The 25,331-nt window shown below is 36.2% G+C and carries 24 protein-coding genes and 2 pseudogenes; 18 read left to right on the top strand and 8 right to left on the bottom strand.

Annotation, left to right across the window (positions count from 1 at the left end; all coding sequences use genetic code 11):
- Positions 1-58: 58 nt before the first annotated feature.
- From P9E47_RS02365 to ptsP, 5 genes are all read left to right on the top strand, one after another.
- Entirely contained in the window at positions 59-781 is a 723-nt protein-coding gene (locus P9E47_RS02365) for a FadR/GntR family transcriptional regulator (RefSeq protein ID WP_004432052.1), read from the top strand.
- A 151-nt stretch (positions 782-932) separates the two neighbouring features.
- Complete coding sequence (locus P9E47_RS02360; RefSeq protein WP_004432055.1) at positions 933-1,649, top strand: (Fe-S)-binding protein; 717 nt, start codon at positions 933-935, stop codon at positions 1,647-1,649.
- Positions 1,650-1,667: 18 nt separating this feature from the next.
- The gene (locus P9E47_RS02355; protein ID WP_326162525.1) at positions 1,668-3,095 is read left to right on the top strand and encodes a LutB/LldF family L-lactate oxidation iron-sulfur protein; all 1,428 of its coding nucleotides are present in this window, start codon (positions 1,668-1,670) and stop codon (positions 3,093-3,095) included.
- The gene (locus tag P9E47_RS02350) at positions 3,095-3,814 is read left to right on the top strand and encodes a LutC/YkgG family protein (protein ID WP_326162524.1); all 720 of its coding nucleotides are present in this window, start codon (positions 3,095-3,097) and stop codon (positions 3,812-3,814) included. The genes P9E47_RS02355 and P9E47_RS02350 overlap by 1 nt, the downstream gene beginning before the upstream one ends.
- Before the next feature lie 134 nt (positions 3,815-3,948).
- Positions 3,949-5,667, top strand: coding sequence for a phosphoenolpyruvate--protein phosphotransferase (gene ptsP / locus P9E47_RS02345; protein WP_326162523.1), 1,719 nt, complete (start codon positions 3,949-3,951; stop codon positions 5,665-5,667).
- 96 nt (positions 5,668-5,763) lie between these two features.
- On the opposite strand, the gene P9E47_RS02340 is transcribed toward ptsP, so the two are convergent.
- Both P9E47_RS02340 and P9E47_RS02335 read right to left on the bottom strand, forming a co-directional pair.
- Positions 5,764-6,192 carry a disulfide oxidoreductase gene (locus tag P9E47_RS02340; RefSeq protein WP_326162522.1) on the bottom strand — a complete coding sequence of 143 codons (429 nt, stop codon included), beginning with the start codon at positions 6,190-6,192 and terminating at the stop codon, positions 5,764-5,766.
- Between the two features lie 2 nt (positions 6,193-6,194).
- Positions 6,195-6,878, bottom strand: coding sequence for a DsbA family protein (locus tag P9E47_RS02335; RefSeq protein ID WP_326162521.1), 684 nt, complete (start codon positions 6,876-6,878; stop codon positions 6,195-6,197).
- Between the two features lie 263 nt (positions 6,879-7,141).
- Here P9E47_RS02335 and P9E47_RS02330 point away from each other — a divergent pair, with 263 nt between their 5' ends.
- Complete coding sequence (locus P9E47_RS02330) at positions 7,142-7,600, top strand: PNPOx family protein (protein ID WP_326162519.1); 459 nt, start codon at positions 7,142-7,144, stop codon at positions 7,598-7,600.
- A 188-nt stretch (positions 7,601-7,788) separates the two neighbouring features.
- Here P9E47_RS02330 and P9E47_RS02325 read toward each other — a convergent pair whose 3' ends face one another.
- Positions 7,789-8,478: a Crp/Fnr family transcriptional regulator gene (locus tag P9E47_RS02325; protein ID WP_004432097.1), complete on the bottom strand. Its 690-nt coding sequence runs from the start codon at positions 8,476-8,478 to the stop codon at positions 7,789-7,791.
- Positions 8,479-8,804: 326 nt separating this feature from the next.
- Between P9E47_RS02325 and P9E47_RS02320 the strand changes: the two genes are divergently transcribed.
- The 5 genes and pseudogenes from P9E47_RS02320 to P9E47_RS02295 all read left to right on the top strand — a co-directional run bounded on the left by P9E47_RS02320 (position 8,805) and on the right by P9E47_RS02295 (position 14,875).
- Positions 8,805-9,083, top strand: coding sequence for a hypothetical protein (locus P9E47_RS02320; RefSeq protein WP_004432100.1), 279 nt, complete (start codon positions 8,805-8,807; stop codon positions 9,081-9,083).
- Positions 9,084-9,617: 534 nt separating this feature from the next.
- Positions 9,618-10,853: an efflux RND transporter periplasmic adaptor subunit gene (locus P9E47_RS02315; protein WP_326162518.1), complete on the top strand. Its 1,236-nt coding sequence runs from the start codon at positions 9,618-9,620 to the stop codon at positions 10,851-10,853.
- A pseudogene (locus tag P9E47_RS02310) lies at positions 10,854-13,930 on the top strand (efflux RND transporter permease subunit).
- Positions 13,931-13,996: 66 nt separating this feature from the next.
- A complete protein-coding gene (locus P9E47_RS02300; protein ID WP_004432109.1) occupies positions 13,997-14,563 on the top strand; it encodes a TetR/AcrR family transcriptional regulator in 567 nt (188 codons plus the stop codon).
- 120 nt (positions 14,564-14,683) lie between these two features.
- On the top strand, positions 14,684-14,875 hold the full coding sequence (locus tag P9E47_RS02295) for a hypothetical protein (RefSeq protein ID WP_004432112.1): 192 nt from the start codon (positions 14,684-14,686) through the stop codon (positions 14,873-14,875).
- A 59-nt stretch (positions 14,876-14,934) separates the two neighbouring features.
- Here P9E47_RS02295 and P9E47_RS02290 read toward each other — a convergent pair.
- Positions 14,935-17,004: pseudogene (locus tag P9E47_RS02290) on the bottom strand (heavy metal translocating P-type ATPase); the annotation flags it as partial.
- A complete protein-coding gene (locus P9E47_RS02285) occupies positions 17,005-17,373 on the bottom strand; it encodes an ArsR/SmtB family transcription factor (protein ID WP_326162514.1) in 369 nt (122 codons plus the stop codon).
- A 200-nt stretch (positions 17,374-17,573) separates the two neighbouring features.
- Here P9E47_RS02285 and P9E47_RS02280 point away from each other — a divergent pair, with 200 nt between their 5' ends.
- From P9E47_RS02280 to P9E47_RS02270, 3 genes are all read left to right on the top strand, one after another.
- The gene (locus P9E47_RS02280) at positions 17,574-18,281 is read left to right on the top strand and encodes a response regulator transcription factor (RefSeq protein WP_326162512.1); all 708 of its coding nucleotides are present in this window, start codon (positions 17,574-17,576) and stop codon (positions 18,279-18,281) included.
- Positions 18,282-18,453: 172 nt separating this feature from the next.
- Positions 18,454-19,455, top strand: coding sequence for a PstS family phosphate ABC transporter substrate-binding protein (locus P9E47_RS02275; RefSeq protein WP_326162511.1), 1,002 nt, complete (start codon positions 18,454-18,456; stop codon positions 19,453-19,455).
- Positions 19,456-19,602: 147 nt separating this feature from the next.
- Positions 19,603-20,502: a DUF2935 domain-containing protein gene (locus tag P9E47_RS02270; RefSeq protein WP_326162510.1), complete on the top strand. Its 900-nt coding sequence runs from the start codon at positions 19,603-19,605 to the stop codon at positions 20,500-20,502.
- A 131-nt stretch (positions 20,503-20,633) separates the two neighbouring features.
- Here the strand turns inward: P9E47_RS02270 and P9E47_RS02265 are convergent, their stop codons facing one another.
- Complete coding sequence (locus tag P9E47_RS02265) at positions 20,634-20,861, bottom strand: hypothetical protein (RefSeq protein ID WP_004432126.1); 228 nt, start codon at positions 20,859-20,861, stop codon at positions 20,634-20,636.
- Between the two features lie 185 nt (positions 20,862-21,046).
- Here P9E47_RS02265 and P9E47_RS02260 point away from each other — a divergent pair, with 185 nt between their 5' ends.
- Both P9E47_RS02260 and P9E47_RS02255 read left to right on the top strand, forming a co-directional pair.
- Complete coding sequence (locus tag P9E47_RS02260) at positions 21,047-21,502, top strand: MarR family winged helix-turn-helix transcriptional regulator (RefSeq protein WP_004432127.1); 456 nt, start codon at positions 21,047-21,049, stop codon at positions 21,500-21,502.
- Positions 21,503-21,579: 77 nt separating this feature from the next.
- Positions 21,580-22,284, top strand: a complete 705-nt coding sequence (locus tag P9E47_RS02255; protein ID WP_004432130.1) for a pirin family protein — start codon at positions 21,580-21,582, stop codon at positions 22,282-22,284.
- A 97-nt stretch (positions 22,285-22,381) separates the two neighbouring features.
- On the opposite strand, the gene P9E47_RS02250 is transcribed toward P9E47_RS02255, so the two are convergent.
- Positions 22,382-23,335, bottom strand: coding sequence for a cation diffusion facilitator family transporter (locus tag P9E47_RS02250; protein WP_326162509.1), 954 nt, complete (start codon positions 23,333-23,335; stop codon positions 22,382-22,384).
- Positions 23,336-23,346: 11 nt separating this feature from the next.
- Positions 23,347-23,655: an ArsR/SmtB family transcription factor gene (locus tag P9E47_RS02245; RefSeq protein WP_004432134.1), complete on the bottom strand. Its 309-nt coding sequence runs from the start codon at positions 23,653-23,655 to the stop codon at positions 23,347-23,349.
- A gap of 189 nt (positions 23,656-23,844) precedes the next feature.
- Here P9E47_RS02245 and P9E47_RS02240 point away from each other — a divergent pair, with 189 nt between their 5' ends.
- Together P9E47_RS02240 and P9E47_RS02235 are read left to right on the top strand one after the other, a co-directional pair.
- The gene (locus P9E47_RS02240; RefSeq protein WP_004432136.1) at positions 23,845-24,588 is read left to right on the top strand and encodes a ZIP family metal transporter; all 744 of its coding nucleotides are present in this window, start codon (positions 23,845-23,847) and stop codon (positions 24,586-24,588) included.
- A gap of 190 nt (positions 24,589-24,778) precedes the next feature.
- Positions 24,779-25,331 (top strand): cation diffusion facilitator family transporter (locus P9E47_RS02235; RefSeq protein ID WP_326162508.1); only part of this gene is annotated, 553 nt, incomplete at its 3' end.

Here is a 25,331-nt window from a genome sequence, read left to right as displayed (position 1 = left end):
TAACCAGTATGATAAAAATAATAATAACGATAAACTTTCTAGGGGGGTGAATCAAAACTTGAATTACAAAAAAATTAAACCAAAGAAAATTTATGAGGAAGTCGCCGAAGCTATTCATGAAATGATCCGCTCCGGTAAATTAAAACCGGGGGACAAACTTGAATCTGTTCAGCAGTTGGCTGAAAACTTCCAGGTAGGCCGGTCTGCTATACGCGAAGCCTTAACCTCTTTAAGGGCAATGGGACTTGTTGAAATGAAACAAGGAGAGGGCACCTATGTAAAACAATTTGATACTAACAATATTACCTTTCCATTATCGATGGCCATTCTCATGAATAAACAGGATATTTTCAATTTGCTGGAAGTCAGAAAAATTATTGAAGTTGGTTCCGCGGCGGCTGCTGCTAAAAAAAGAACAACTGAACAGCTCGACTCAATGGAAGCTGCGCTAAACAACATGAAAAATGCGAATAAGGAGCTTGGCGAAACGGCTGATTTACAGTTTCATTTAGCAGTAACAGAGGCATCAAATAATCCTTTATTAATCCAATTGATGAATCAAGTTTCAGGACTCATGGGTGAAAGTATGAAGGAAATTCGCAAAGTATGGATTTTCTCAAACTATAGTAATCTTGACCGTCTTTACAAAGAGCATATGGATATTTTTAAAGCAATTAAGGAGGAAAAAGAGGAAGAAGCTAGACAGACGATGCTTCGACACCTTGAAAATGTGGAGGATATGTTAAAGCAATATTTTAATCATAATGAAAATCTTCTTTAACGATTTTCCCAATCGCGATCAGTTTTTTTCGGAAACATCTTAAAAAGTCTAAACATTTGTTGTATCATAATTTTAGCAATAAGATTTTTTATAATTAAGTCATCAGATGACCTGATTATCCTATAAGAAGAGAAGTAGGGAGTTGGAAAAAATGAAGGTATCATTGTTCGCTACATGTTTAGTCGATATGTTTCAAAGCAATGTAGGAAAAGCAACCGTTGAATTGCTAGAAAGGCTTGGCTGTGAGATCGACTTTCCAGAATCACAGGTTTGCTGTGGGCAGCCATCCTATAATAGCGGATATGTTAAAGAATCAAAAGAAGCGATGAAGCTGATGATTGAAACATTTAAGGATGCTGAGTATGTGGTGTCCCCTTCAGGTTCTTGTGCGTATATGTTCAAGGAATACCCTCATATATTTGCTGGGGATCCCGTCTGGGAACCAAAGGCGAAACAACTGGCAGATAAAACATATGAGCTAACCCAATTTATCGTCGAAGTGTTAAAAGTGGAGGATGTAGGGGCACGATTTGAAGGAACGGCTACATATCACACATCTTGTCATATGACACGTCTATTAGGGGTTAAAGAACCTCCAATGATTTTATTAAAAAATGTCAAGGGCCTAAAGTTTACCGAACTGCCAGGTAAAGAAAAATGCTGTGGTTTTGGTGGTACTTTCTCCGTTAAAATGGCACAAATATCAGAGCAGATGGTTGATGAAAAAGTACAACATGTAGAGGAAACGGGTGCTGAATATTTGATTGGTGCCGATGCAGGCTGCCTAATGAATATCGGTGGACGGATTGAGCGAAAAGGAAAACCAATTAAGGTTATGCATATTGCAGAAATTTTAAACAGCCGTTAACGAAAAGGAGGAGTAACGATGCCGATTGAAATAGGGAATCAACCGTTTAATGAACGGGTTGATAAAGGAATTCATAATGATTTTATGCGGGGGGCTGTAGCAAGTGCCCAGGACAGCATTGAAGCAAGAAGACAGCTGGCTGTCCAAGAACTTGGAAATTGGGAAGAATGGCGCAACCATGGCGAAGAAATCAGACAGCATGTGCTCCAATATTTAGATTATTACTTGGAGCAATTAAGTGAAAATGTTGCAAAACGGGGTGGTCATGTCTTTTTTGCACAAACAAAGGAAGAGGCTACTGAATATATCCAAGAAGTGGTTAAGAAGAAAAACGCTAAGAAAATTGTAAAATCGAAATCAATGGTAACCGAAGAAATTAGTTTAAATCAGTCTTTGGAGACTGAGGGATGTCAGGTCATTGAGACTGATCTTGGGGAATACATTTTGCAGGTAGACGATCACGATCCACCTTCCCACTTTGTTGCCCCTGCCCTTCATAAAAATAAAGAACAGGTTCGTGATGTTTTTACAAAAAAGCTCGGCTATACAAAGTCGGCCAACCATGAAGAATTGGCATGGCATGCTCGAGAAATGTTGCGTCAGGAATATTTAACGGCTGATATTGGGATTACGGGTTGCAATTTTGCGGTAGCTGAAACAGGCTCCGTCTGTTTGGTAACGAATGAAGGAAATGCAGATCTAGTAACGTCTTTGCCGAAAACGCAAATTACGGTCATGGGAATGGAGCGGCTTGTTCCAACCTTCGAAGAAATGGAAGTCTTAGTTTCGATGCTGACCAGAAGTGCGGTCGGACAGAAGCTTCCAAGCTATGTCACAGTACTTACAGGTCCAAGAGAAGAAGGGGCTGTAGACGGCCCGGAAGAATTTCATTTAGTGATTATTGATAATGGTCGATCCGACATTCTTGGTGGAGAGTTCCAGTCTGTACTGCAATGTATCCGTTGTGCTGCTTGTGCAAATGTTTGTCCTGTTTATCGTCATATTGGCGGACATTCCTACGGCTCTATTTATTCCGGGCCGGTTGGGACAGTGCTATCACCGCTCCTTGGTGGCTACGATAAATACAAAGAACTTCCATATGCATCAACACTTTGCGGGGCCTGTACTGAGGTTTGTCCGGTAAAAATTCCGTTGCATCAGCTTATCCACAAGCATCGGGAAATTATCGTTGAAAAAGAAGGGAAAGCACCGATTTCAGAAAAACTCGCTATGAAAGCATTTGGTCTGGGTGCTGCGTCACCTACATTATATAAACTTGGCTCTAAAGTTGCCCCTACGGCAATGAGTCCTTTTACCGTCGGAGATAAAATCTCAAAAGGCGCCGGTCCATTAAAGGCATGGACGGAAATTCGTGAGTTCCCAGCACCAAATAAAGTAAGATTTAGGGACTGGTTTAAGAACCGTGAAAAAGGAGGGAAAAAGTAATGGTTGGGACAATCCAAAATCGTGATAAATTTTTAAATAAAATCGCCGGCCAACTTGGGCGTTCTAGGGTATCTTCGCAAATTGAAAGCCCAACTTGGAAATATCGGCCACAGGATAAAGTATTTCATGATGCTACACAGGATGAACTCCTTGATATATTAAAAGAGCAATGTAAAAAGATCCACACAAGTCTATATATAACGGATATAAAAGATTTATCCAAAGTACTTACCAAAGTCGTAAACGAATACGGTGGCGGCCCTATTGTGAAATGGAAGGATGACCGTTTCACCGAATGGGGACTCGATCCTCTTATTAAAGAAGAATGGCCGAATCAAAATATCGATGTTCATGAATGGGATTACACAAAAGGCGACGAGAATGTAAAAGTAGCAGAGAATGCCAATGTTGGGATTACAATAAGTGAAGTTACTCTTGCTGAATCGGGAACGGTTGTATTATTTAGTGATAAAGAAAGAGGCCGGACGGTGGGCTTCCTACCTTCAACTTATATTGCACTTATTCCGAAAAGTTCAATTGTCGCACGAATGACACAAGGTGCCCAAAAAATAAGAGAAGTATATGAAAAGACAGGTTATGTGCCGTCTTGTGTTAATTTTATTAGTGGTCCTAGTAATTCAGCAGATATCGAACTAAAATTAGTTGTTGGTGTTCACGGTCCATTTAAAGCATCTTATATCGTAATTAACGATTTATAATTAATACTTCTTTTTAAGAATGACTGTCCACTGGATAGTCATTTTTAGTTGTTTGAGCCCTCCATTGAATATTTAATTATTTTTTTCGAAAAATAAGGGAAGTAATTTGAAAGCGCCTATAAGGGAGAACGATTATGAGTGTGTTAAAGGGGATTGCTGCCTCGCAAGGTATAGCAATTGCGAAAGCCTGCAAGTTAGTTGAACCAGACCTTTCATTTGATAAAAAAACAATAACAGATACAGCAATGGAGGTTGAACGTTTCCGTGCAGCATTGTCCATCGCTAAAGAAGAAGTCGTGGCCATTCATAAAAAATCAAAAACAGATCAGGATGGGATTAAGGCAGCAATATTTGAAGCGCATTTGCTGATTCTAACTGACCCCGAACTCATATTACCAATAGAAGAAAAAATTAAAACTGAAAAAGTGAATGTAGAGCAGGCCTTGCAGGAAACGGTGGATATGCATATTTCAATGTTTAAGCAAATGGATAATGATTATATGAAGGAACGAGCAGCAGATATTCATGATGTGGTAAAACGGGTTCTCATACATTTATTAGGCACCCAAGCAGTTAACCTTAGTTTGGTTTCTGAAGAAGTGATTATCGTCGCAGAGGATTTAACACCTTCGGATACGGCACAACTAAACCACACATTCATTAAAGGCTTTACCACTAATATGGGGGGACGAACCTCCCACTCCGCAATCATGGCTCGTTCCATGGAAATCCCTGCAGTAGTTGGCACAAAAACAGCAACTGAAGAAATTGAAAATGGGGACCTAATCATAGTTGATGGGATAAAAGGGGAGGTCCATATTAATCCTACACCAGAAACGCTTACCTATTATGAAAATGAACAAATCCGTTTGGAAAATCGACGATTAGAATTGACGAAATTTATTCAGGAATCTACAATTTCAGCTGATGGTCACCAGGTCAAATTGACCTCCAATATTGAAACACCAAACGATTTAGAAAGTGTAATTAATAATGGTGCCGAAGGGATTGGTCTATTTAGAACGGAATTTCTATACATGGGGAGGAGTCAACTCCCATCTGAAGAAGAACAATTTGAATCTTATAAAGCTGTCTTAGAAGCAATGAATGGGAAACCAGTGGTGGTCCGAACAATTGACATTGGTGGTGATAAGGAGTTGCCCTACTTAGAAATGCCAATGGAATTGAATCCATTTCTTGGTTTTCGTGCCATTCGGCTTTGTCTTGAAAGGAAAGACATATTTCGCACTCAGTTGCGGGCCTTACTTCGAGCCAGTACCTACGGTAACCTAAAAATCATGTTCCCAATGATTGCGACATTGGACGAATTCCGCGAAGTAACAAAGATTTTACAGGAAGAAAAACAAAAGTTGATTGATGACGGAGTTGCGGTTAGAGATCATATTGAACTGGGGATCATGATCGAAATTCCTTCAGCTGCATTAATGGCAGATCAATTCGCGAAAGAAGTTGACTTTTTCAGTATTGGATCCAATGATTTAATTCAGTATACAATGGCTGCCGACCGTATGAACGAACGGGTTTCTTACTTATATCAACCATATTCCCCTGCTATTTTGCGATTAGTAAAAATGGTGATAAATGCAGCTCATCACGAAGGGAAATGGGTTGGAATGTGTGGTGAAATGGCTGGAGATGAAACAGCAATTCCATTATTACTTGGACTTAGTCTAGATGAATTCTCGATGAGTTCGTCTTCAATTCTAAAGGCACGCTCGCAAATACTCCGTCTTTCTAAAAAAGATATGGGAAAATTAGTAGAAAAGGCAGTACAGATGGGTACTGCAAAGGAAGTTGTGGAATTAGTTAACGAAGCTACCAGTGGAAAATAATGACTCCATTCTAAAAAGGTTTTTAGGTAAAACGATAAGCAAAAACGCTCATCCTTTTAAAGGCTTGAGCGTTCTATTATTCGTATTGTTAAAATATTATTTTTTTGTTTTCATTAAAATCAAAAGTATTGATATTAACGTAAAAGCGGTTAAAGCGAGGAATGGAATCGTAATAAATCCTAGCCAGTTAATGTATTCTGTACTACAAGGAACGCCTTTAACACATGGTTTAATACCGGCGAATCCCGGAACCTTTTGTTCCAAGTAATGCATGAATGAAATAGCCCCACCGAATAGTGACATCGGAAGAACAAATTTCTTCACTGAAATATCACTTTGGAATGTCCCGATTCCTAAGATTAACACTAAAGGATACATTAAAATCCGTTGATACCAGCAAAGTTCACATGGTATAAAACCACGTATTTCACTAAAGTATAGACTTCCCAAGGTAGCTACAATCGAAACGAGCCATGCCGTGTAAAGAAGTATTTGATTTTTGTGAATAGGTAATTTATTGCTCATCTTTATTTACCATCAAGTTCTTGTTCAATCAAGGTCTTAATTCTTTCGTAATCAAATGGATCTTCAAGCATCGTTTCGTTAACCATAATACTCGGAGTAAACTCAACTTTGTAATCTTCCACTAATTTTTTGTCTATTTCAATTTCTTTCATGGCTGATTGTTGGACAAGATCATTTTGTAATTTATCCGTATCTATCGTTGGAATAGAATTAGCTATAGTCAAAAGCAGGTCATTATTAATCCAACTAGCTTCGTGCTCATCGGTTGGTTGTGAATTAAACAATTCTTTATGAAACTGCCAGTATGCTTCAGGATTTTGCTTATAAATAGATTCAGCTGCCAGAGATCCTAGTATAGATTCTTCTCCATGAAACATGACATTTACATAGACAAATTTTACTTTTCCAGTATTAATATATTCATCCATCAATGCAGGAAAATAATCTTGTCCCCAAGCTTTGCATGCTGGACACATATAATCACCGAACTCAACAACAGTTATAGGAGCATTGGGATCACCTAAAATAGGTTGCCCCTCAATTGATGGGGCCTTATCAAATGTTTGTTCTGTAGTGGAAGTTGAATTTGTACTACCATTTGCAAAAACTAATGCAACCATTGTAGCGACGATTACAAGTGTCAGAATCACAATCAATTTAAATGGTGAGTTCTTAGTTTTGTTCATTTATATACCTCTCAAATAGTTTTTTAAACGTCTTAATATAGTATATCAGAAATATTCTTTTCAATAGTGATAACGTTGTTATTTTTTTTTTGAAGAAAGTGTGAAGTTGAGTTTTGTGATAAATGATAGGGGAACGGTCCATCTTCACTAATGAAAGTTTATAAATTAAAAAGTATAAAATATTTGTAATTATCTTAAAGTTTATTTATTATTTATTTAAAGTAAATTTTAATTAGAAACGCACAAAGAAAGGATAGATATACATGGAAAAACTAACTGAGGAATTAATTCAATCGTTAAACGGAGGAAAACTTGTATCTTTAATTACAGTTGATGCGGAAAATGATGCCCCACATTTAAGTTCTATTTCATGGGTGCTAGCTAATCCAACTGGTGAACAAGTTCATTTTGCAGTAGGGGCTAAAGCCTCTGTTATTGAGAACATTGAAAAAAATCCAAATGTCATTTTGGGAGTAATCGGAGCAGGAAGCAGCTATGCTATCAAAGGAAAAGTCTATCAAACAGAGTCATTTGACAAAACGATTAAAATTCAAACTTTCTCAGTAGATGTTGAATCTGTTGAAGATGTTATGTTTTACGGCGGAAAAATTACAGTAGAGCCAGAGTATGAAAAGACTTACAAAAAAGAATTAGCTGAAAAACTGGATGCAGAGATTTATGAGGCATTAGATGGTTTAAATAAGGATCATGTTGCGTCTTAATTGATTACAAGAGTCACAAAAAATCAAAAAGCCTGTATCCTTTGATTTAATTCAACAATACTATCAAGACAGACAATGGCATTAAATGTAAATTGGTTTCCATCTTCATTATTATACTATGCTTACTTTATCATATTCCTATATATAATAAAAAAAGCAGGCCCTAAGAGCCTGACGTTAAGAATATATTAAGAGTTTACAAACATTTCTCTAAAATCATCCCAGTTATTGATGATAATCGTCTTTTCATCAACCGTGACTAGGTCCTGCTTTTTTAATTTGGAAACCACTCTGCTTACACTTTCACGAGTAGAACCAATAATATTAGCTAAATCTTGTATAGTTAGGGGAACTTCAATTTTAACTTCGTCATTCGTTTTCGTTCCGAATTCATGAGCCAACCGTTCGATCGTTTTAACCGTTTTGCTATAGATATCTAGTAAAGCAACATCACGTAAAATAGAAGTAGAGAAACGTAATTGTTTACCCATCATACGTATAATTTCAACAGCTAAACTAGGATTCATAGAGATAATTTCCTCTAAATCCGAGGACAGAATGAATAAAACTTCCGTCTTTTCAGTGGCTTTTGCAGTTCCGGAATACGTTGCGGGCTTGTCAACGAATAGAGAGGTCTCTGCAAAAACATTGCCTGCCCGTTTAATAGAGATTACAAATTCCTTTCCTTCATGGTTAATTGTTTTAATTTTGACCAATCCACTTTTTACAAAAAATACAGCTTTGGCTAGATCAGTTTCATGATAAATAAATTCACCTTTTTTATATGTAGCTATTTTTACCTTTGCACTTAAATCGCCAATTACGTGGTCAGGCAAATCTTTAAGAAAAGGGATTCCCTTTAAAAACTGGTTGTACATATTTTCAACCCTCTCTGTATTGTTGCTTGCAATGATTACTATGTACCTATGATTTTAGTATATTAAAAAGCGTGATATAAAACACGGTATACTAGGAAGTTTCACACTAATTTCACAATTATAATAAATAAAAAAGCAGGCGCTGTTTTCCCCTCAACAATTTTTAAAATTCCTTATCCCATCGTTGCCACAGTGATTTTGAGTGAAATAAAAAGAAGCTCACTAATAAGTGAGCTTCAGCGCCATTAACAACAACGATTTTTATTGCATAGAAGTTGTCAAATAAGTGTTGGTATTTATTGGTGTGACAGGAACTACCAACAGCTATGGAAATTGTTTCTACAACAATGATTGCATTTACAGCAATTATGCTGGCACATATCCTGTTCCTGTTTACAACAATGTTGGCATTCATGGCAATTATGGTGGCATTTATGATGCTTTTTTTTGCAGCGATGATGGCATTCGTGGCAATTATGGTGGCATTTATGATGCATTCTTTTGCAGCGATGATGGTGTTTGTGGCAAGTAGGATGACAATTCTTATGCTCATTATTACAACAATGATCGTGGTCGTTACACATACGCTTCCCCCCTTTCCTTAAAACTAATATATAGTATGAGGGATAGGACAAGACGAAACGGCGATAGTATATATACTTTGCAAATGGTTTAACATATACTTTTATATTTCAGCGAAATCTTCTAAAGAAGTAATTACAATTAATGCAATCAATTTCGATGCAAGAATAATTAAGCCGAGGATATGTTTAAATCCCGTAAACGAAAACTAAACCACGCCCTAGTATCCCAGTAACCTTAGAAGGGCTGATTGATACATGAAAACATATTGGATTTATTACGCCTATCAATGCGGAAGGAATTCCATTATTACTTTGAATTATCGTAATAATACGTAAAAGAAAATCACTAGCTTGGCAACCATCTACCTACTTGCTTAAGTTTTGTAAAAAGTGTTTTCAAATTGCCACTCTTTCTATATACTAATGTTAGTGATAACTAACATTAGTATAAGTTTATGAAATAGGTTTTTTTTTTTTGCTATTAATGTTAGTTTGTACTAACTAACTGAATTAAATTTAAATCAAGCACAAAAAAGAAGGTTGGTGATGAATCTGATGAATAAACGTATTTTAGTTGTTTTTGCTTTGTTATTCATTAGTATTTTAAGTGGTTGTCAAGCGGAGGAAGCAACCCAAGAATTTGCAGAATTATATGTAACCGCACATACGGTTGAGGAGCAACCGTTATCAAATACCGAGAGATTCTTTGGGGAGATCGTTAGTAAAGAAACAGTAACAATTTCATCGTCTATACCCGGAAACATTAAATTGGCTCCAGATAAGAATGGAGAAGAAGTTCATAAAGGGGATCTTTTATTTTTAATTGAGAATAAAGACCTTGAATCAGAAATTTTAAATAAAAAAGCTGCAGTGGCAGTTTCAAAAGCTAATTTAGAAAAAATGAAAGCGGGAGTAAGTGAACAGGAAATTAACAGTGTGGAAGAAAATCTACAGGCAGCAAAAGCTAAATATGATGCAGCAAACTTAAATACAGATCGGTTAGCAGTATTATTTGAAAATGGGGCCATTAGTAAACAGCAGCTGGAGCAAGCTGAAACTGAATTAGAAATTGTAAAATCTCAATATGCATCTTTGAAGTACCAATTGGAGCAAATGAAAGCAGGCCCGACAAAGGAAACCGTTCAAGTTGGAGAAGCACAGTATCAGCAGGCTAATGCTGCTTATACCGCATTACAATCAAAGGTGAAAGACCTATCCATAAAAAGTCCAATCTCCGGCTTTATAGCAGATATCCAGGCTGAGAAAGGAGAATTCGTTGGTTCAGGTATGCCTTTGGCCTTTGTTCATAATATTGATCAAGTATATGCTCTCATCAATATTCCTGAATCCTACTTTTTAAATTTGAATCAAGGAGATCAGGTAGTCGTAAAAAACGCAACCTTAAACAAAAATTTTAACGGTACGATTATTGAAATACCGCCACACGCGGATTTGAAAACGAATTTATTCAAGGTGAAAGTTATTATCGACAATGAAAATGGACTGCTTAAACCAGGAATGACAGCTGAGGTTAATGTCCCGGTAGCTGACAAAAAAGCGACTATTACAGTTCCGGCAGATGCCGTATTGAATGATAGAGGGGAGTATATTGTCTACGTGATTGAAAATGATATGGCTGAAAAAAGAGTTGTTTACACAGGGATTCGGACGGAAACCAATATTGAGATCGTAAGTGGACTGCAAAAAGGAGAGGTTATTATCGTGGATGGAGTTGAATTTGTCCGGGATGGAGATAAAGTTCAAACGATCCAGAAAGAGAGTGGGAACTAAATGTTTAAGGTACTATTAAAACGTCCACTGACAGTATTTATGGTTGTCTTAATGATTGTTCTTATGGGATTGTTCGTTTTATTAAGGATTCCTGTAGATTTGTTTCCTGATCTTGATCTTCCAGTTGTGACTATTACAACTATAAATGCAGGGGCCTCTCCGGAAGAAATGGAGGAGCAAGTGACAAAGGTTATTGAGGAAGAAATGGCTGATTTAGAGGATCTTGATTCAATAAATTCAACAAGCTCGCAAAATGTTTCCCGCGTAATGATCCAATTTGATTGGGGTACGGATTTAAATACAGCCGAAAATGAAATTCGCTCAAAATTATCAATGATCAAAACAGATCTCCCTTCTACAGTAGAAGATCCAATTGTAGAAAAAGTAAATCCATCCGATACACCGATTGTTGAGCTGGCCTTAGTTGGTGAAGAGGGGATGAAGGAATTAACGACGATTGCCGAAGAACAGGTAAAGGATGAACTACAAAAAGTGGAAGGGGTAGCGTCTGTTAAAATTTTGGGCGGTCAAGTAAACGAGGTTCAAATTTCACTGGATGAAAGCAAGTTAACCCAATTCGGAATTACCATTGGCCAAATTCAGCAGGTTCTACAGAAGGATAATATCACGCTTGCAATGGGGGCAATGGATGAAGGAAACAAATCTATACCGATCAAAAGTAAATCGGAAATAACGAATATCTATGAACTTGAAAATACGCCTATTCCTAATCAGCTGGATATTCCACTACGTCTAAAGGACTTAGGCGATGTGTCGATTAAAACATCAGAAATTGATAAAATCTCTTATTATAATAACAGTAATGCGGTTACCATTAATGTCTATAAACAAAACGGTGCCAATACCATTGATATGGCAGCCAAGATCATGAAAAAAGTTGATGAACTTAAGGGTGAGTTGGGCAAAGGGAAATTAATTGTCACGAATGATTCCTCACAGTTTATTAATCATTCAGTGAAAAACTTAACAAAAGAAGGATTCATTGGGGCAGGATTAGCAACGCTTATCATTTATTTTTTCTTAGGTGAATTAGCAGCCACATTGGTGATTGCGTTAGCAATTCCGATTTCGATTATTGCGTCATTTCTGTTGATGTATTTTAGCGGGTTAACGATTAACCTAATTACACTGGGGGCATTAACATTAAGCATTGGTTTAGTCGTGGATGATGCGGTTGTTGTTCTCCAAAATATTTACCGTCACTATAAGGATGAAAAAAAGACAGTCTTCCCGGCCGCTATTGAAGGAACAAAAGAAGTGGCATCTGCTGTTTTTGCGTCAACAATGACAAAAATGATTGTATTTTTACCGATGCTATTTGTCGGAGGGATGGCCGGCCAAATTTTTCGTCCATTGGCTTTAACAGTTATATATAGTTTATTGTCTTCCCTAATTGTATCGTTTACCGTCACACCAACTCTGACTGCCTTACTTTTGTCACTTTCGCAGTCGATACCATGGCTCAAGAAAAAATCAAAATGGTCTTTGTTTTTAGATAGACTAAGGCAGGGAATCGAAGACAGGTATAAAAACCTTTTGGTACATGTATTGAAATATCGAAAAATAGTTCTTTTTACCGCCTTACTTTCACTTGTAGCCGGAATTGCCTTCGTACCAATGATTGGGAAAGAGTTTATGCCGAAGATGGATTCAGGGGAATTCACGGTACATGTTAATATGGCACCAAATAAAAGATTAGAAGATACTGAGAAAATGGTGAAGGATATTTTGCAAAAGGTAGATGAAATTAAAAGCAAGGAGTCTACCTATATTGGTATAGGATTTACAAAAGATAATCCGAACCAAGAACAATCGGATAAAGCCTTTATCCATGTAAAGTTAGTTGATAAAGCAGCAAGAAATGAAAGTACAGCAGCGGTGATGGAATCGCTTAGAAATAAACTTAAATATCCTGGTGTTCAAATTAAAATTCAAGAAAAAGGATTTATCATGGCATCTTTATTTTCATCTGACCCGGTATTTATTATAGTTAAGGGAGAAAACTTGGACGTTTTAGATCGTATATCACATGATATAACGCAAATGATTCAAGAAGTACCGGGAATACGAGAGGCGGACAATAGTTTTAATGGAAGAAAAACAGAATATATTCTTCATTTTAATAAAGAAAAATTGAAAAGCTATGGTCTAGATGTAATGCAAGTCAGCAAAACCTTACGTATGGCAATGGAGGGGAGGTTATTGGGATCATGCGGACAGATACCGATGATATCGACATTCGCTTATCCTATAAGGGAAGTTCTTTAAATCAAATTGGCGATGTTAAGAATGTCTTGATCCCTACCAAGTATGGAATGATTCCGCTTCAAAATTTTATCGAAGTAAGTCAAGGTACTATGCCATCGGATATTTTTCGTGAAAACCAAATCCGTATGTCATATGTAACTGCCGGCATCTTTCATTCAGATTTAGGCACGGTTAGTGAAAAGATTCAAGACAGATTAAAAGATTATAAGCTCCCAAAAGGATATACAGTTGAATTTGGCGGCGAAATGGATGATATGAAAGAGTCATTTTCTGATTTAGGGGTCGCCCTTCTATTAGCAGTCTTGCTTATTTATATGGTAATGGTGGCTGAATTTGAAAATGTGAAGCATCCTTTTATCATTATGTTCACAATTCCACTCACTATATTGGGGATTACAGGAAGTTTACTTGTTTTTAATCGAAGTTTAAGTATGCCCGCCATTCTCGGTATTATTATGCTTTCAGGGATTATTGTCAGCAATGGAATTGTTATGATTGAATTTATGAAGCAGTTGCGGGAACAAGGTTTAGATGCCTATCAAACAGTGATGAAGGCTGCGCCAATACGTTTAACCCCAATCCTTATGACAACCGGAACAGCAATACTAGGGATGGCCCCGATAGCATTCGGTTTAGGAGAAGGAACGGAAACAAATGCCCCGATGGCGACAGTTGTGTTAGGGGGACTAACGGTCGGGACATTGTTGACACTTTTTGTAATTCCTATCCTTTATTATTCAATGGAGAAAAATAATAAAAAGATAAAGAAATGGATTCAGGAAGAATAGTAGTAGGTTTTAATTGATACATTAAGGGAATGATAGTTAGTAATAACTGTACCAAGGAGATATGAAATGAGAGATAAAACAGACCAAATTATCGCTGCTGCACTTCGGGTGTTTTTAAGAAAAGGTTATCTTCAGGCAACTACACAAGAAATCGCCAAAGAAGCAGAGGTTGCAGAAATGACTTTGTTTCGGAAATTTTCAACCAAACAAAATTTGTTCTTATCTGTTTTCAAACCGATCATCGCACGGCAATTTGATTCTAAAATTATGCAATTTGCAAAGGAAGAAGAAACAGCGGAGTTTTTTCGGAAAATATTATTCGACCGTCTAGAGACAATGTCGCGAAATGATCAAGTGGTAAGGGTTTTAATCGCTGAAAGTGTTATGAAAAACTTAGATCAAAGCATTAACATGCCAGAAATTCTTTTGAATAGTTTAAAGCAAGCAATAGAGGCTCATTTTTCACTTAAAAATACAACTATTGATGGAGAACGATGTGCAAGACTTATTGCCGGCATGATGTTAAGTCACGTCATTTTGCCAGAGAAGGTTCCTTTTTATAAATTACCTGAACAATCAAAAAGAGAGATTGTAGACCGGTACGTTAATACTCTTTTCCATTTTCTAACTTGATTAAATTAGTAAGCACCACTTTAGGGCGATGCTTATTTTTTGCATCTTTATACAGCGGATGGTATAAATGAATTAAAGATGTAGCGTTGATTTCATTTGGAAAGGAGAATCTTCCACTTAATGTTTTATCTTCTGGCGATAGCCGTTGTAGTTTTAATAATTGGCACATTGGTAACCATATCCGTGTCTAAAGAAAATGACGAAAACTATGGGAAAAAGAGCAAGTCCAATGTGATGCGATTAACATCAATTTATGTCGTAGTCGTTTCGGTCTCCCTTGTTATTCTTGGCTTTTATATAGCTAAAACTTAAAGTAAATTAAAAGGATTGAACTCGTTAGCGTCGGAGTTCAATTCTTTTAATTTAAAAAACTATTGGTCTTTAACCTTCAATAATCTTAAACTATTTAGAGTTACAATCAATGTGGCTCCCATATCTGCAAATATGGCGATCCAAAGCGTTAGCCAACCAGGTACGACTAAAAGTAAAGCTAGTGCTTTCACGACTAAGGAAAAAGCAATGTTTTGTTTTATCGTTCCAAGTGCCTTCCGACTTAAATTCATTGTAAATGGCAATTTGCTTAGATCATCAGACATTAAAGCAATATCTGCGGTTTCAAGTGCAGTATCCGTTCCGGCCCCTCCCATTGCAACCCCTACTGTTGAGGCAGCAAGAGCTGGAGCGTCATTAATTCCATCACCAACCATCGCAACACTTTGGTAATTTTCACGAAGTTCTTTGATAAATGTTAATTTATCTTCTGGAAGTAAATCAGCCTTAATCTCCGAAACCCCAACTTCTTTTCCAATCACATTTGCTGTTCTTTTATTATCACCGGTGAGCATAACTGTTTTTTTGATTCCAAGCTGGTGTAGTTTATATATTACTTCTTTTGATGTTTCTCTTATTTGGTCTGCTACGGCAATTAAGCAAAGAATTTTATTTTCTGTACCTATGATCATGACGGTTTTCCCTTGTGTTTGAAGCGTTGAAATTTTTTCTGTAATTGTATTATCGATGCCATCTGGAAGGATTTCCTTAAACAAGTTTGGGCTTCCGACATAATACATTTCGTTCTTAACTCTTGCTTTTATTCCTTTTCCTGTAAGTGACTGTAATTCTTCAACAGCTATATCATTGAAATTTAATCCGTTGGCTTCGGCCTTTTTCATGATTGCCGAAGCAAGAGGGTGTTGAGATCCTTTTTCGATCGCTGCTGTAATGGCTAATACTTCATTTTCATTCCCGTCAAAAGTCACAATATCTGTCACTACTGGAATGCCTTTTGTAAGAGTTCCGGTTTTATCAAAAGCAATGACTTTTAACGATCCTGTTTTTTCTAAATGGATGCCGCCTTTAATTAAAACTCCATTTCTTGCAGCATTTCCAATGGCCGTTACTACAGAAACGGGTGTTGAAATAACAAGTGCACAAGGACAGCTAACAACTAGTACAGATAACCCTTGGTAAATCCAAGTACTCCAATCTCCGCCTAAAAAAGGTGGAATACTAGCAATCAAAAAGGCTAAAACAACAATCGCCGGTGTGTAATATTTTGCAAATTTATCTATAAAGGCTTGAGATGGTGCGCGTTCTGCTTGGGCCTCTTCCACTAAATGAATGATTTTGGACAATGTTGTGTCTTCCACCAATTTTGTTACTTTTATCTCTAATAAGCCTTCTTCATTTAAGGTACCAGCAAATACTTCATCATCAATGGTCTTAGTTACAGGAACAGATTCACCCGTAATCGCGGCTTGATTTAATGTTGAAGTCCCTTTAACAACAATGCCGTCCATTGCCAGCTTTTGTCCGGGCTTTACAATCATGGTGTCGCCAATCTGAATGTCATACACATTGATTGGAAATTCTAGGGTACCACGCCGGATTAATGCTTCCTTAGGTGCAATGTCCATCAATGACTCAATAGACTCTCGCGCTTTATCCATAGAAAATCTCTCTAGAGCCTCACTAATAGCGAAGAGTATAACGACAGTTGCCCCTTCGCTCCATTCACCAATTAAAGCAGCTCCAATGATAGCAATTGTCATAAGTGTGCTCATATCAAACTGAAACTTGCTTAAATTTTTAAGACCTTTCCTAAATAATGTGTACCCACCAATTAGAATGGAGGCTGCAAAGACAATCATTGGGGCAATATGATCTTCACCGTATTGATGCCCTAAAAACCAAGCGAAAAGCAGTAATAATGAGGAGATGTACACTTTTATATTTTCTTTTTGTTTCCAAAATGGTTCTTGTTTGATTCTTTGTTCTTTTTCCCCTCGCAATTTTAAGTTTTCAAAAGCCCCTGCTTTTTCAAGTTCTTCAATCGTCGTATTCCCATAAACTGTAATCTTTGCGGCGCCGAAGTTTACCTGTGCATCGATAACACCATCCAGGTGTTTCACATTCTCCTCGAATGTTTTTGCACAGCTTGCTCAGACATGGGCTTTCTCCTCTTTTGTATGAGCTAATGCAATTCCAATTAACTGCTTTACATGTTCATCGTCAAGAGAGTAGAAAGCTAATTTACCTTCTTTTCGAAATTTTACAATCCCGCGGCTTTTAAGGGTCCGTAAATGATGGGAGGTTGTTGCAACAGTAGCACCGATGATATTGGCAATGTCACATACACACAACTCCTCATCTTGGCATAAGGCATAGGTGATCTTTGCCCTATTTTCATCCGCAAGTGCTTTAAAAACTAAAGCAATATTTGATAAATCTTCATTTTGCATATCGTTTTGAATTCGATTAACTTTTTCTTCATCAAAACAATAAATATCACAAGTATCCTTTGCCCCCATAACTGTTCCACTTCCTTGTTATTCAAGTGTTCGTTTGAATATACAATAAACTAAAACATCGAAATATTCAAATGTGAATTTGAATAACAAGGTCCTATTTTAATATATTTACAAAAACTTAATATTTTAAAAAAACTAAATTAACAATACAAAGGTAGATTTTTATATAAGGAGCTAAAACATACTTATTGGAGGATATCATGGTCAAAAAGGTATTAGTTGTAGATGATGAACCAGCAATTATCACATTACTACAATATAATTTGCAACAATCTGGGTTTGACGTAAGCTCTGCCATGGATGGTGAGGCAGGTATAAAAATGGTTATGGAAGAAAATCCGGATATCATGATCCTTGATTTAATGCTGCCCAAACTCGATGGAATCGAAGTATGTAAAAAATTGCGTGAAGATAAAATCATGATACCGATCCTAATGTTAACGGCAAAAGGTGATGAATTTGACAAAATTTTAGGCCTTGAACTTGGTGCAGATGATTATATGACGAAGCCATTTAGTCCAAGAGAAGTGGTTGCCCGAGTAAAGGCGATTTTAAGAAGAAAACCAGTGATAGATACTATCGAAAATAAACAGTCAAAGGAAGAAAAAATACAAGTTGGAGATTTGAAGATTTTTCCTGAACGCTTTGAAGCTTATATTAGTGAAGAGAGACTTGACCTTACCCCGAAAGAATTCGAACTACTAGTCTATTTATCGCTGCACAAAGGACTTGTCATAACTAGGGACCAATTATTAAATGATGTTTGGAATTACGAGTATGCAAATGATACTAGAATAGTAGATGTTCATATTAGTCATCTTAGAGAAAAGATTGAAAGAAATTCAAAAAAACCAGTATATATTAAAACAATTCGGGGTGTAGGATATAAGCTGGAAGAACCTAAGTGATTGTTTAAATGAACAAAACCGAGAGAGTGGGGGCCTCTTGGTTTTTTTATATTTATAAGTCTAAAAAGTCGAATTTACAAAATATTAACGATTAGTTTATATGCGCTTAATACAAAACTATTAGACTAATAATTGTAAAAGATAACAAACAACGCAGGAGGAATTTGGGGAAATGAAAAAAATGAAAAATCTTCTTTTTATGCTTTTAATGTTAGCTCTAGTCATTTTTACCGCAGCATGTGGGGGGCAACAATCAACTGAAACTCCAACTGAAGGCGAACAACCAGCTGATCAAGCTACAGAATTAGAAGGTGACGTTATCGTAGATGGTTCTGGAACTGTATATCCATTAATGGCACGTATTGCTGAAGAATATATGACAACTGCACAAGAAAGCGTAAGTGTCCAAGTAGGTCGTGCTGGTTCATCCGCAGGCTTCAAAAAATTCATCCCAGGTGAACTTGATTTTTCTGATGCTTCAAGACCTATTAAAGATGAGGAAGTAGCACAGCTTGCGGAAAAAGGCATGAAAATGGGCGAAAACGTATTAGAAATCAAACTTGCTTATGATGGTTTAACAATGGTTATTAATAAAGAAAATACATGGGCAACTGAAATGACGAAAGACGAAATTGTGAACATGTTTATTTCTGGAAAAATCAAAGCTGATGATAAAGTATTATGGTCTGATATTCGTCCAGACTGGCCAGCTGAAGAAGTAAAGTTCTTTGGACCTAACGAAAACCATGGAACATACGAATTTTTCTTTGAAAAAATCCTAGACGAACAGCCGTTGGTGAAAACTGTAAATCTCCAACAAGAATATTCAACATTAGTTGATTTAGTATCTAAAGATAAAAATGCGATCGCATTTTTCGGCTATGGTTACTATGCAAACAATACTGATAAATTACAAGCGGTTAGCGTAGACTTTGGAAAAGGCCCTGTTTCACCAAGTCTCAAGACAATTGGGGAAGATCTTGATTATGCAGGATTCACTCGTCCGGTATTCACTTATTTAAATGTTGATTATGCAAAAGAAAAACCACAAGTATTAGACTATGCAAAATTCGTAGTTGAAAATGCGGGTAAATTCGCAGGTGAAACTGGATTTGCACCAATGACAGAAGAAACATTAAAAGGTTATCTAGACCAATTAAATGCAATTAAATAAGAAAAATCTTTGAGGCTAGCGTTCCTAAAAAAATAGGAACGCTTTTTAAAATTTCATTTTCCCCCTAAAATATCAAATCTTGTCCAATACATAATCCCATTTTTTAAAAATATTATTTGTAATAAGTAAAATCAAAGGAGGAATTCGATGCAGAATCATCCTCAACTTCCGGGTCATGTGAATATGGACCAATTCAATCAGATGTTAATTTCTCCAGAATCGTTTGCTGCAAAACCTGAATCACTTACAGAGCAACTATTTGTAGAGCGATCTCTAACAGAAAACAAGTTTTGGTTAAGAATTATGAAAGAACACTCCCTATTTTTAGGGGAAGGCTTTAATCGAAAGGATACACATCTTATTCAACAAACCGATAGATTTTATCATTATTTTGAACAGCAAGAAAAGAAGGCTTACCAAACGCCGAACAATGTGGAATTAGTTAGAAAGTTAAACGAAGAAAGTATAGATCTCGTACAAGGATTTCGTAATTTTAAAAGAAATCTTTTGATTCTAATCATTAATTGTAAGATTAGCGGTTTCAACTTTCCTTTGCTCGTGGATCACATTGCAAGGGAAGCAGAATATTTTATGCGAACTTTAAATAAGTTCAATAAGGGCATTTTAGACCCCATCCAAGATGCAATTATAACTGAAAACGTATTTTGGATACGAATCATGATGGAACATTCCCGTTTTATTGCCTCTTTGTTAGACCAGTCTGAACGAAATTTGGTCATTACAGCACGTAAATTTGGTGACGATTTCGAAACACTATTAAATCAAGCTAGAGATGTTGAGTCGATGTTGTATCGTAAACAACCAACATATCCGATCATCGGCAAATTAAATAATGATAGTGAAAATGCAGCTCAAGAAATACTTGCCTTTAAGAAGGCAGGGTTGGAATTGATCAAATCATGCCAAATCCGAAATGTAATAAGCCCTTTATTAGCTGACCATGTGGTTCGTGAAGCTGAACATTTCCTATATATGATTCATATGTTGGAAAATCGATTAAATGCAAAAAAACAGGCAGAACAGTAACTATTAGAAATACTAAAAAACGTCTGCCAATAAGGTACAGACGTTTTTTAGGTGAGATCAGACACCCTTCGGTTATAAAATAATTTAAAGGAAAAGGTGGAAGGGTATTTGCTGTAGTTTGTTAATACATTTTAATAATATTGATAGGGATAATAACCAAACGGCGGTCTTCCCGTTGGAATTTCTGGATACATATATCCGTTAGTGTAATGAGGATTTGGATACGTAGGTTGGTGTGTCTGTTTATGAAAATGGCTATAGGTTTGGTGATTAAAATGCGCTTGACATGCCCCTGGTGATGATGGATGTGGTCCCGTTGTAATGTTTTTAGGGCCTTCGAAATATTTAAAATTCTCCATGTATATACACCTCTTTATAAAGGATTATTTTTATATGATTATGAAGGTCAAGCAAATTCGTTATTTAATTTGTGAAATTGAGCTTTATACCTAATGTTTTCAATCCTCTAAAGCTTTGTTGACATAGAAATTTTAATATTATACAATTATCTCGAATTCGAGATAAAAGGAAGGGAAGACTAATCATGGGGACTACGGACAAAAAACTAGTAGAAGAGGATTTGTCTCTTAAGTTATTTATAGTGTTATCACGCGCATTGCAATCGATAAATAAACGTGTTGAAGAAGACATCAAGTCTATGGGGCTAAACGCAACAGAGTTCGCCGTTTTAGAGTTGATTTATAGTAAAGGGGAACAACCAATACAAAAAATTGGTGAAAAAGTTCTTATAGCAAGCAGTAGTATTACTTATGTGGTTGACAAGTTGGAGAAGAAAAAATTCTTAACTAGAAGACCTTGTCCGAAAGATCGCCGAGTCACATATGCAACGATAACTGAAGAAGGAACTAAATTTATGGATGAAGTTTTTCCTAATCACAGGACAGCCATTCATGAAATATGTAGCGGGTTGGATTCTAATGAGAAAGAAGTTTTGATCCAACTGTTAAAAAAATTGGGGTATCAAGCGCAAGGGTTATAATTTTTTTAGTAATATATCTGAAATTAATAATATATGAATTTGTATTAATTTTTTTAAAATAGAATGGAGAGAATAATATGTTAAAAAAAATTGATAGCAATCAAATGGGCTCAAGTAATCTTGGATGGTTAAGAAGTAAGTTTCATTTTTCTTTTGCAGAATACTATAATCCTGACAATATTCAGTTCGGTGTTTTACGAGTAATTAATGACGATTTAATCAATCCACAAACGGGCTTCGGAACTCATCCGCATCGTGATATGGAGATCATATCCTATGCAGTAAATGGGGAATTAACTCATGGTGATAGCATGGGAAATAAAAATACAATCACTCGCGGTCATGTCCAGTATATGAGTGCAGGTACTGGTGTGCTCCACAGTGAGCACAACTTAGGGGTAGATACATTAAGGTTATTACAAATTTGGATATTACCTGATCAATATGGTTATACACCTAACTATGGTGATTACAGATTCAATTGGGATGACAGAAAAAACAAATGGCTGCACATGGTTTCTGGGGTAGGCGGTGATGCGCCCATTCAAATTCATCAAGATGCTAATATCTATTCTTTAGAATTAGAGCAGGGAAAAGAAATCGGCTTCCCAGTGAAAGAAGGAAGACAGGCATATTTAGTACAAATTGAAGGTATATCTACTATTAATGGTATTGAGTTAAACGATAGAGATGGCATGGAAATTGTTGAAGAGGATATCACTATTCAATCGGAAAATACATCTCATATTTTAATTATAGAAATGAAAAAATCTGATCAATAAATGAATGTGAATTGAAAGAAATAATAGGCATTGGAATGATAAAGCTCTTATTCACAACCAAGATGCGAATAAGAGCTTTGGTTTTGCTTGTAATTGACTATACCTCTGTTTCTGCATGTTGTAAATCTGATTTTTCAACCTGTATCGTTGTATGTTTAATTTTAAATATGTTTTCAATTTTAGTGATGGCTTCTTGTAGAATAACCTGACTATCTTGATTATCTTCAATTAGGATATGACAGCTTAAAGAGTCTAAACCTGATGTAATCGTCCATATATGCAGGTCGTGAATGTTAATAACCCCCGGAATTTCCTCTAATGCCTTATAAACCTCTTGTTGGTCAATGGTTATAGGAGTCCCCTCCATTAGAATATGCACGGTATGCTTGATAATTCCCCAAGCACTTTTCAGTATCAGGAGTGCAACAATAACACTAATAATAGGGTCTGCTACATACCAGCCAAAGAAATACATTACTATTCCTGCTAGCATCGCTCCAACTGAACCTAATGCATCACCTAACACGTGTAAATATGCACTTCGTAAATTCACATTGTCTTTCACGTCTCCCTTTCTCATTAATACCCAAGCACTTAATAGGTTTGCTAAAAGACCTATTAATGCAATCAGCATCATTGAGCCACTTGCCACAGTTGGTGGGTCAAAGAATCGCCCGTAAGCCTCATAAACGATAAAACCAGCTATTAAAAAGAGTGAAACCCCATTAAAAAGAGCAGCCAAAATTTCGAATCTGTAAAAACCAAAGGTCTTATTTGGTGATGCTGGTCTTGCTGCAAACCACATAGCAATTAAGCTAAGTGCTAATGAACTGGCATCGCTTAACATATGACCTGAATCCGAGAGCAGGGCTAAACTGTTTGTGATTAACCCACCGAAAAACTCTAAAAGCATAATGCCAGTAGTGATGGTTAATGCAATGGCTAAACCTTTCTTATTTCCTTCCCTAGTTGGGCCATGATGGTGGTGTCCATGATGGTCATGACTGTGACCATGACCGTGCTCATGTCCGTGGTGATGATGGTGACTCATTTTTATTCCTCCTAATTATGGGTTGTATGATTAATCATGATTTTTAATATCTCAATAACATGTTCGTCATCACATGTGTAATAAATTGATTTTCCGTCTCGTCGTGATTTAACTAATCTAAGATTTTTTAGAAATGACAATTGATGGGATATGGCTGATTGAGACATATTAAGTACTTCAGCAATATGACCTACAGAACACTCTTCTTGAGATAATAAATACAACAGTTTAATTCTGGTGGGATCCCCCAAGGCTTTAAAATTTCTTGAAACCACTTCAATTAGGTCTTCATCTAAAAATAGGTGTTCGTCTTTATTCATGATTTAGAATCCTCCTATGCAAACATAAACATATGAGTATTTATTCATATGTTAAATATAAGATACATCAAATAACAAAATTTGTAAATAGGCTATATTTATGGATATTCAAGCTATCTTATGCATGTCTTTTCAAAAATTAACGTATACATGAATGAACAGCCAGAATGACGAAAGGGGCAAGGGTTCATGATATTTAATTTATACATTTCGCTGTTTATATCCTTTTTAGCATTTTTAGGAATGTACATTGGTGGAATCACAACAACTTTTTTTAAGCAGTACTTACCTGGAAAAATTCATAGGCTTTATATTTTTTGTGGTGGATTATTAGTCGGTTTGTTAATTTTTGAAGTCATACCAGAAAGCATACAGCAATATGATCAGCTAGGACTGATAATAGGTGGATTTTTAGGGATAATTGGAATGATGGCAATCGAGAACATATTTCATAGTAAAAACAATCATAACGGGAAAGCTTCAAATTATGTTCATGGCATTATATTTTTAATAATTGCTGTCGCTATTCATAATGTTCCAACTGGATTTGCTATAGGCACCAATATAGTCGACCAGTCAATTACAGGATCACCTCTCTTATGGGCACTTTTTTTACATCATATTCCAGAGGGAATAACATTAATGGTATCTAGTATACTTGCTGGTTCAAATTCATTATCTTTTTCATTGATTACAGCTCTTTTAGCACTGATTCTTGGTGTAAGTATCTTAGGAGGAATAAGTATTTCCAATCTATCCCACCAGTTTAATACAATATTAATGGGTAGTGCAATCGGGACATTAGGGTATGTGACTGTACATGAAATACTTTGGAAATCAAAGACTACGGTAACAGCTAGAGAATATATTATTTTAGTTTGTGTAGGACTGATCTTCATAAGACTATATATTTTGAGCTTAGAGCTACTTTAAACATTCTAAGCGTTCCTATTTTTGGTAAAGCCAATCATCACCTATACTGTATTAGATATTTCTTGCACAGTTTTTGTAGGTATCCAAGATGAATTGTTGCAATAAGGAAAAACTGTTGCTGTAGACACACTCGATTTTGATATGCCATACTCAATAAGGAAAATTATTTTATTTGTATGGGGGCATATTAGTGGAGTCTTACGAAAACCTCAAGGCTGGAGAAAAAGGTGCTTGGCTTAGTATTATCACATATATATTTTTATCTGTATCTAAATTGTTGATTGGGTTTTTGGGTAATTCAGAAGCATTACTTGCTGATGGATTAAATAATTCAACAGATGTAGTTGCCTCAATAGCAGTTTTAGTCGGGTTAAAAATAGCTAGGAAACCTCCAGATAAAAATCATCATTATGGTCATTTTCGTGCTGAAACAATTGCGTCGCTAATTGCGGCTTTTATCATGATTTCGGTAGGGATCCAAGTAATAATTGAAGGTGTTAAAAGTCTAACTGATGAAGGTAATGCTATTCCGGATATGTTTACCGGGTGGGTTGCATTAATCTGTTCGATCATCATGTTCTTGGTTTATTATTATAATATAAACCTAGCTAAAAAAATTAATAGTCAATCCATCAAAGCTGCTGCCAAGGACAATCTTTCTGACTCTCTTGTTAGTATTGGTGCATTTATTGGTATTTCAGGGTCACAATTTGGCTTTTATTGTGTTATTAATCACCCTGTTT

Origin of the sequence: Schinkia azotoformans (assembly GCF_035811335.1) — a bacterium.
Classification (GTDB): domain Bacteria; phylum Bacillota; class Bacilli; order Bacillales; family Bacillaceae_J; genus Schinkia; species Schinkia azotoformans.
The sequence above is the reverse complement of the archived record's forward strand: the minus strand, read 5'-3'. Positions and strand labels throughout refer to the sequence as shown.

Excerpts from the sequence above, each read along its gene's own strand:
- P9E47_RS02360 (WP_004432055.1), top strand. The coding sequence starts at position 933 with ATGAAGGTATCATTGTTCGCTACATGTTTAGTCGATATGTTTCAAAGC.
- P9E47_RS02355 (WP_326162525.1), top strand. The coding sequence starts at position 1,668 with ATGCCGATTGAAATAGGGAATCAACCGTTTAATGAACGGGTTGATAAA.
- P9E47_RS02350 (WP_326162524.1), top strand. The coding sequence starts at position 3,095 with ATGGTTGGGACAATCCAAAATCGTGATAAATTTTTAAATAAAATCGCC.
- ptsP (WP_326162523.1), top strand. The coding sequence starts at position 3,949 with ATGAGTGTGTTAAAGGGGATTGCTGCCTCGCAAGGTATAGCAATTGCG.
- P9E47_RS02340 (WP_326162522.1), bottom strand. The coding sequence starts at position 6,192 with ATGAGCAATAAATTACCTATTCACAAAAATCAAATACTTCTTTACACG.
- P9E47_RS02335 (WP_326162521.1), bottom strand. The coding sequence starts at position 6,878 with ATGAACAAAACTAAGAACTCACCATTTAAATTGATTGTGATTCTGACA.
- P9E47_RS02330 (WP_326162519.1), top strand. The coding sequence starts at position 7,142 with ATGGAAAAACTAACTGAGGAATTAATTCAATCGTTAAACGGAGGAAAA.
- P9E47_RS02325 (WP_004432097.1), bottom strand. The coding sequence starts at position 8,478 with ATGTACAACCAGTTTTTAAAGGGAATCCCTTTTCTTAAAGATTTGCCT.
- P9E47_RS02320 (WP_004432100.1), top strand. The coding sequence starts at position 8,805 with ATGGAAATTGTTTCTACAACAATGATTGCATTTACAGCAATTATGCTG.
- P9E47_RS02315 (WP_326162518.1), top strand. The coding sequence starts at position 9,618 with ATGAATAAACGTATTTTAGTTGTTTTTGCTTTGTTATTCATTAGTATT.
- P9E47_RS02300 (WP_004432109.1), top strand. The coding sequence starts at position 13,997 with ATGAGAGATAAAACAGACCAAATTATCGCTGCTGCACTTCGGGTGTTT.
- P9E47_RS02295 (WP_004432112.1), top strand. The coding sequence starts at position 14,684 with ATGTTTTATCTTCTGGCGATAGCCGTTGTAGTTTTAATAATTGGCACA.
- P9E47_RS02285 (WP_326162514.1), bottom strand. The coding sequence starts at position 17,373 with ATGGGGGCAAAGGATACTTGTGATATTTATTGTTTTGATGAAGAAAAA.
- P9E47_RS02280 (WP_326162512.1), top strand. The coding sequence starts at position 17,574 with ATGGTCAAAAAGGTATTAGTTGTAGATGATGAACCAGCAATTATCACA.
- P9E47_RS02275 (WP_326162511.1), top strand. The coding sequence starts at position 18,454 with ATGAAAAAAATGAAAAATCTTCTTTTTATGCTTTTAATGTTAGCTCTA.
- P9E47_RS02270 (WP_326162510.1), top strand. The coding sequence starts at position 19,603 with ATGCAGAATCATCCTCAACTTCCGGGTCATGTGAATATGGACCAATTC.
- P9E47_RS02265 (WP_004432126.1), bottom strand. The coding sequence starts at position 20,861 with ATGGAGAATTTTAAATATTTCGAAGGCCCTAAAAACATTACAACGGGA.
- P9E47_RS02260 (WP_004432127.1), top strand. The coding sequence starts at position 21,047 with ATGGGGACTACGGACAAAAAACTAGTAGAAGAGGATTTGTCTCTTAAG.
- P9E47_RS02255 (WP_004432130.1), top strand. The coding sequence starts at position 21,580 with ATGTTAAAAAAAATTGATAGCAATCAAATGGGCTCAAGTAATCTTGGA.
- P9E47_RS02250 (WP_326162509.1), bottom strand. The coding sequence starts at position 23,335 with ATGAGTCACCATCATCACCACGGACATGAGCACGGTCATGGTCACAGT.
- P9E47_RS02245 (WP_004432134.1), bottom strand. The coding sequence starts at position 23,655 with ATGAATAAAGACGAACACCTATTTTTAGATGAAGACCTAATTGAAGTG.
- P9E47_RS02240 (WP_004432136.1), top strand. The coding sequence starts at position 23,845 with ATGATATTTAATTTATACATTTCGCTGTTTATATCCTTTTTAGCATTT.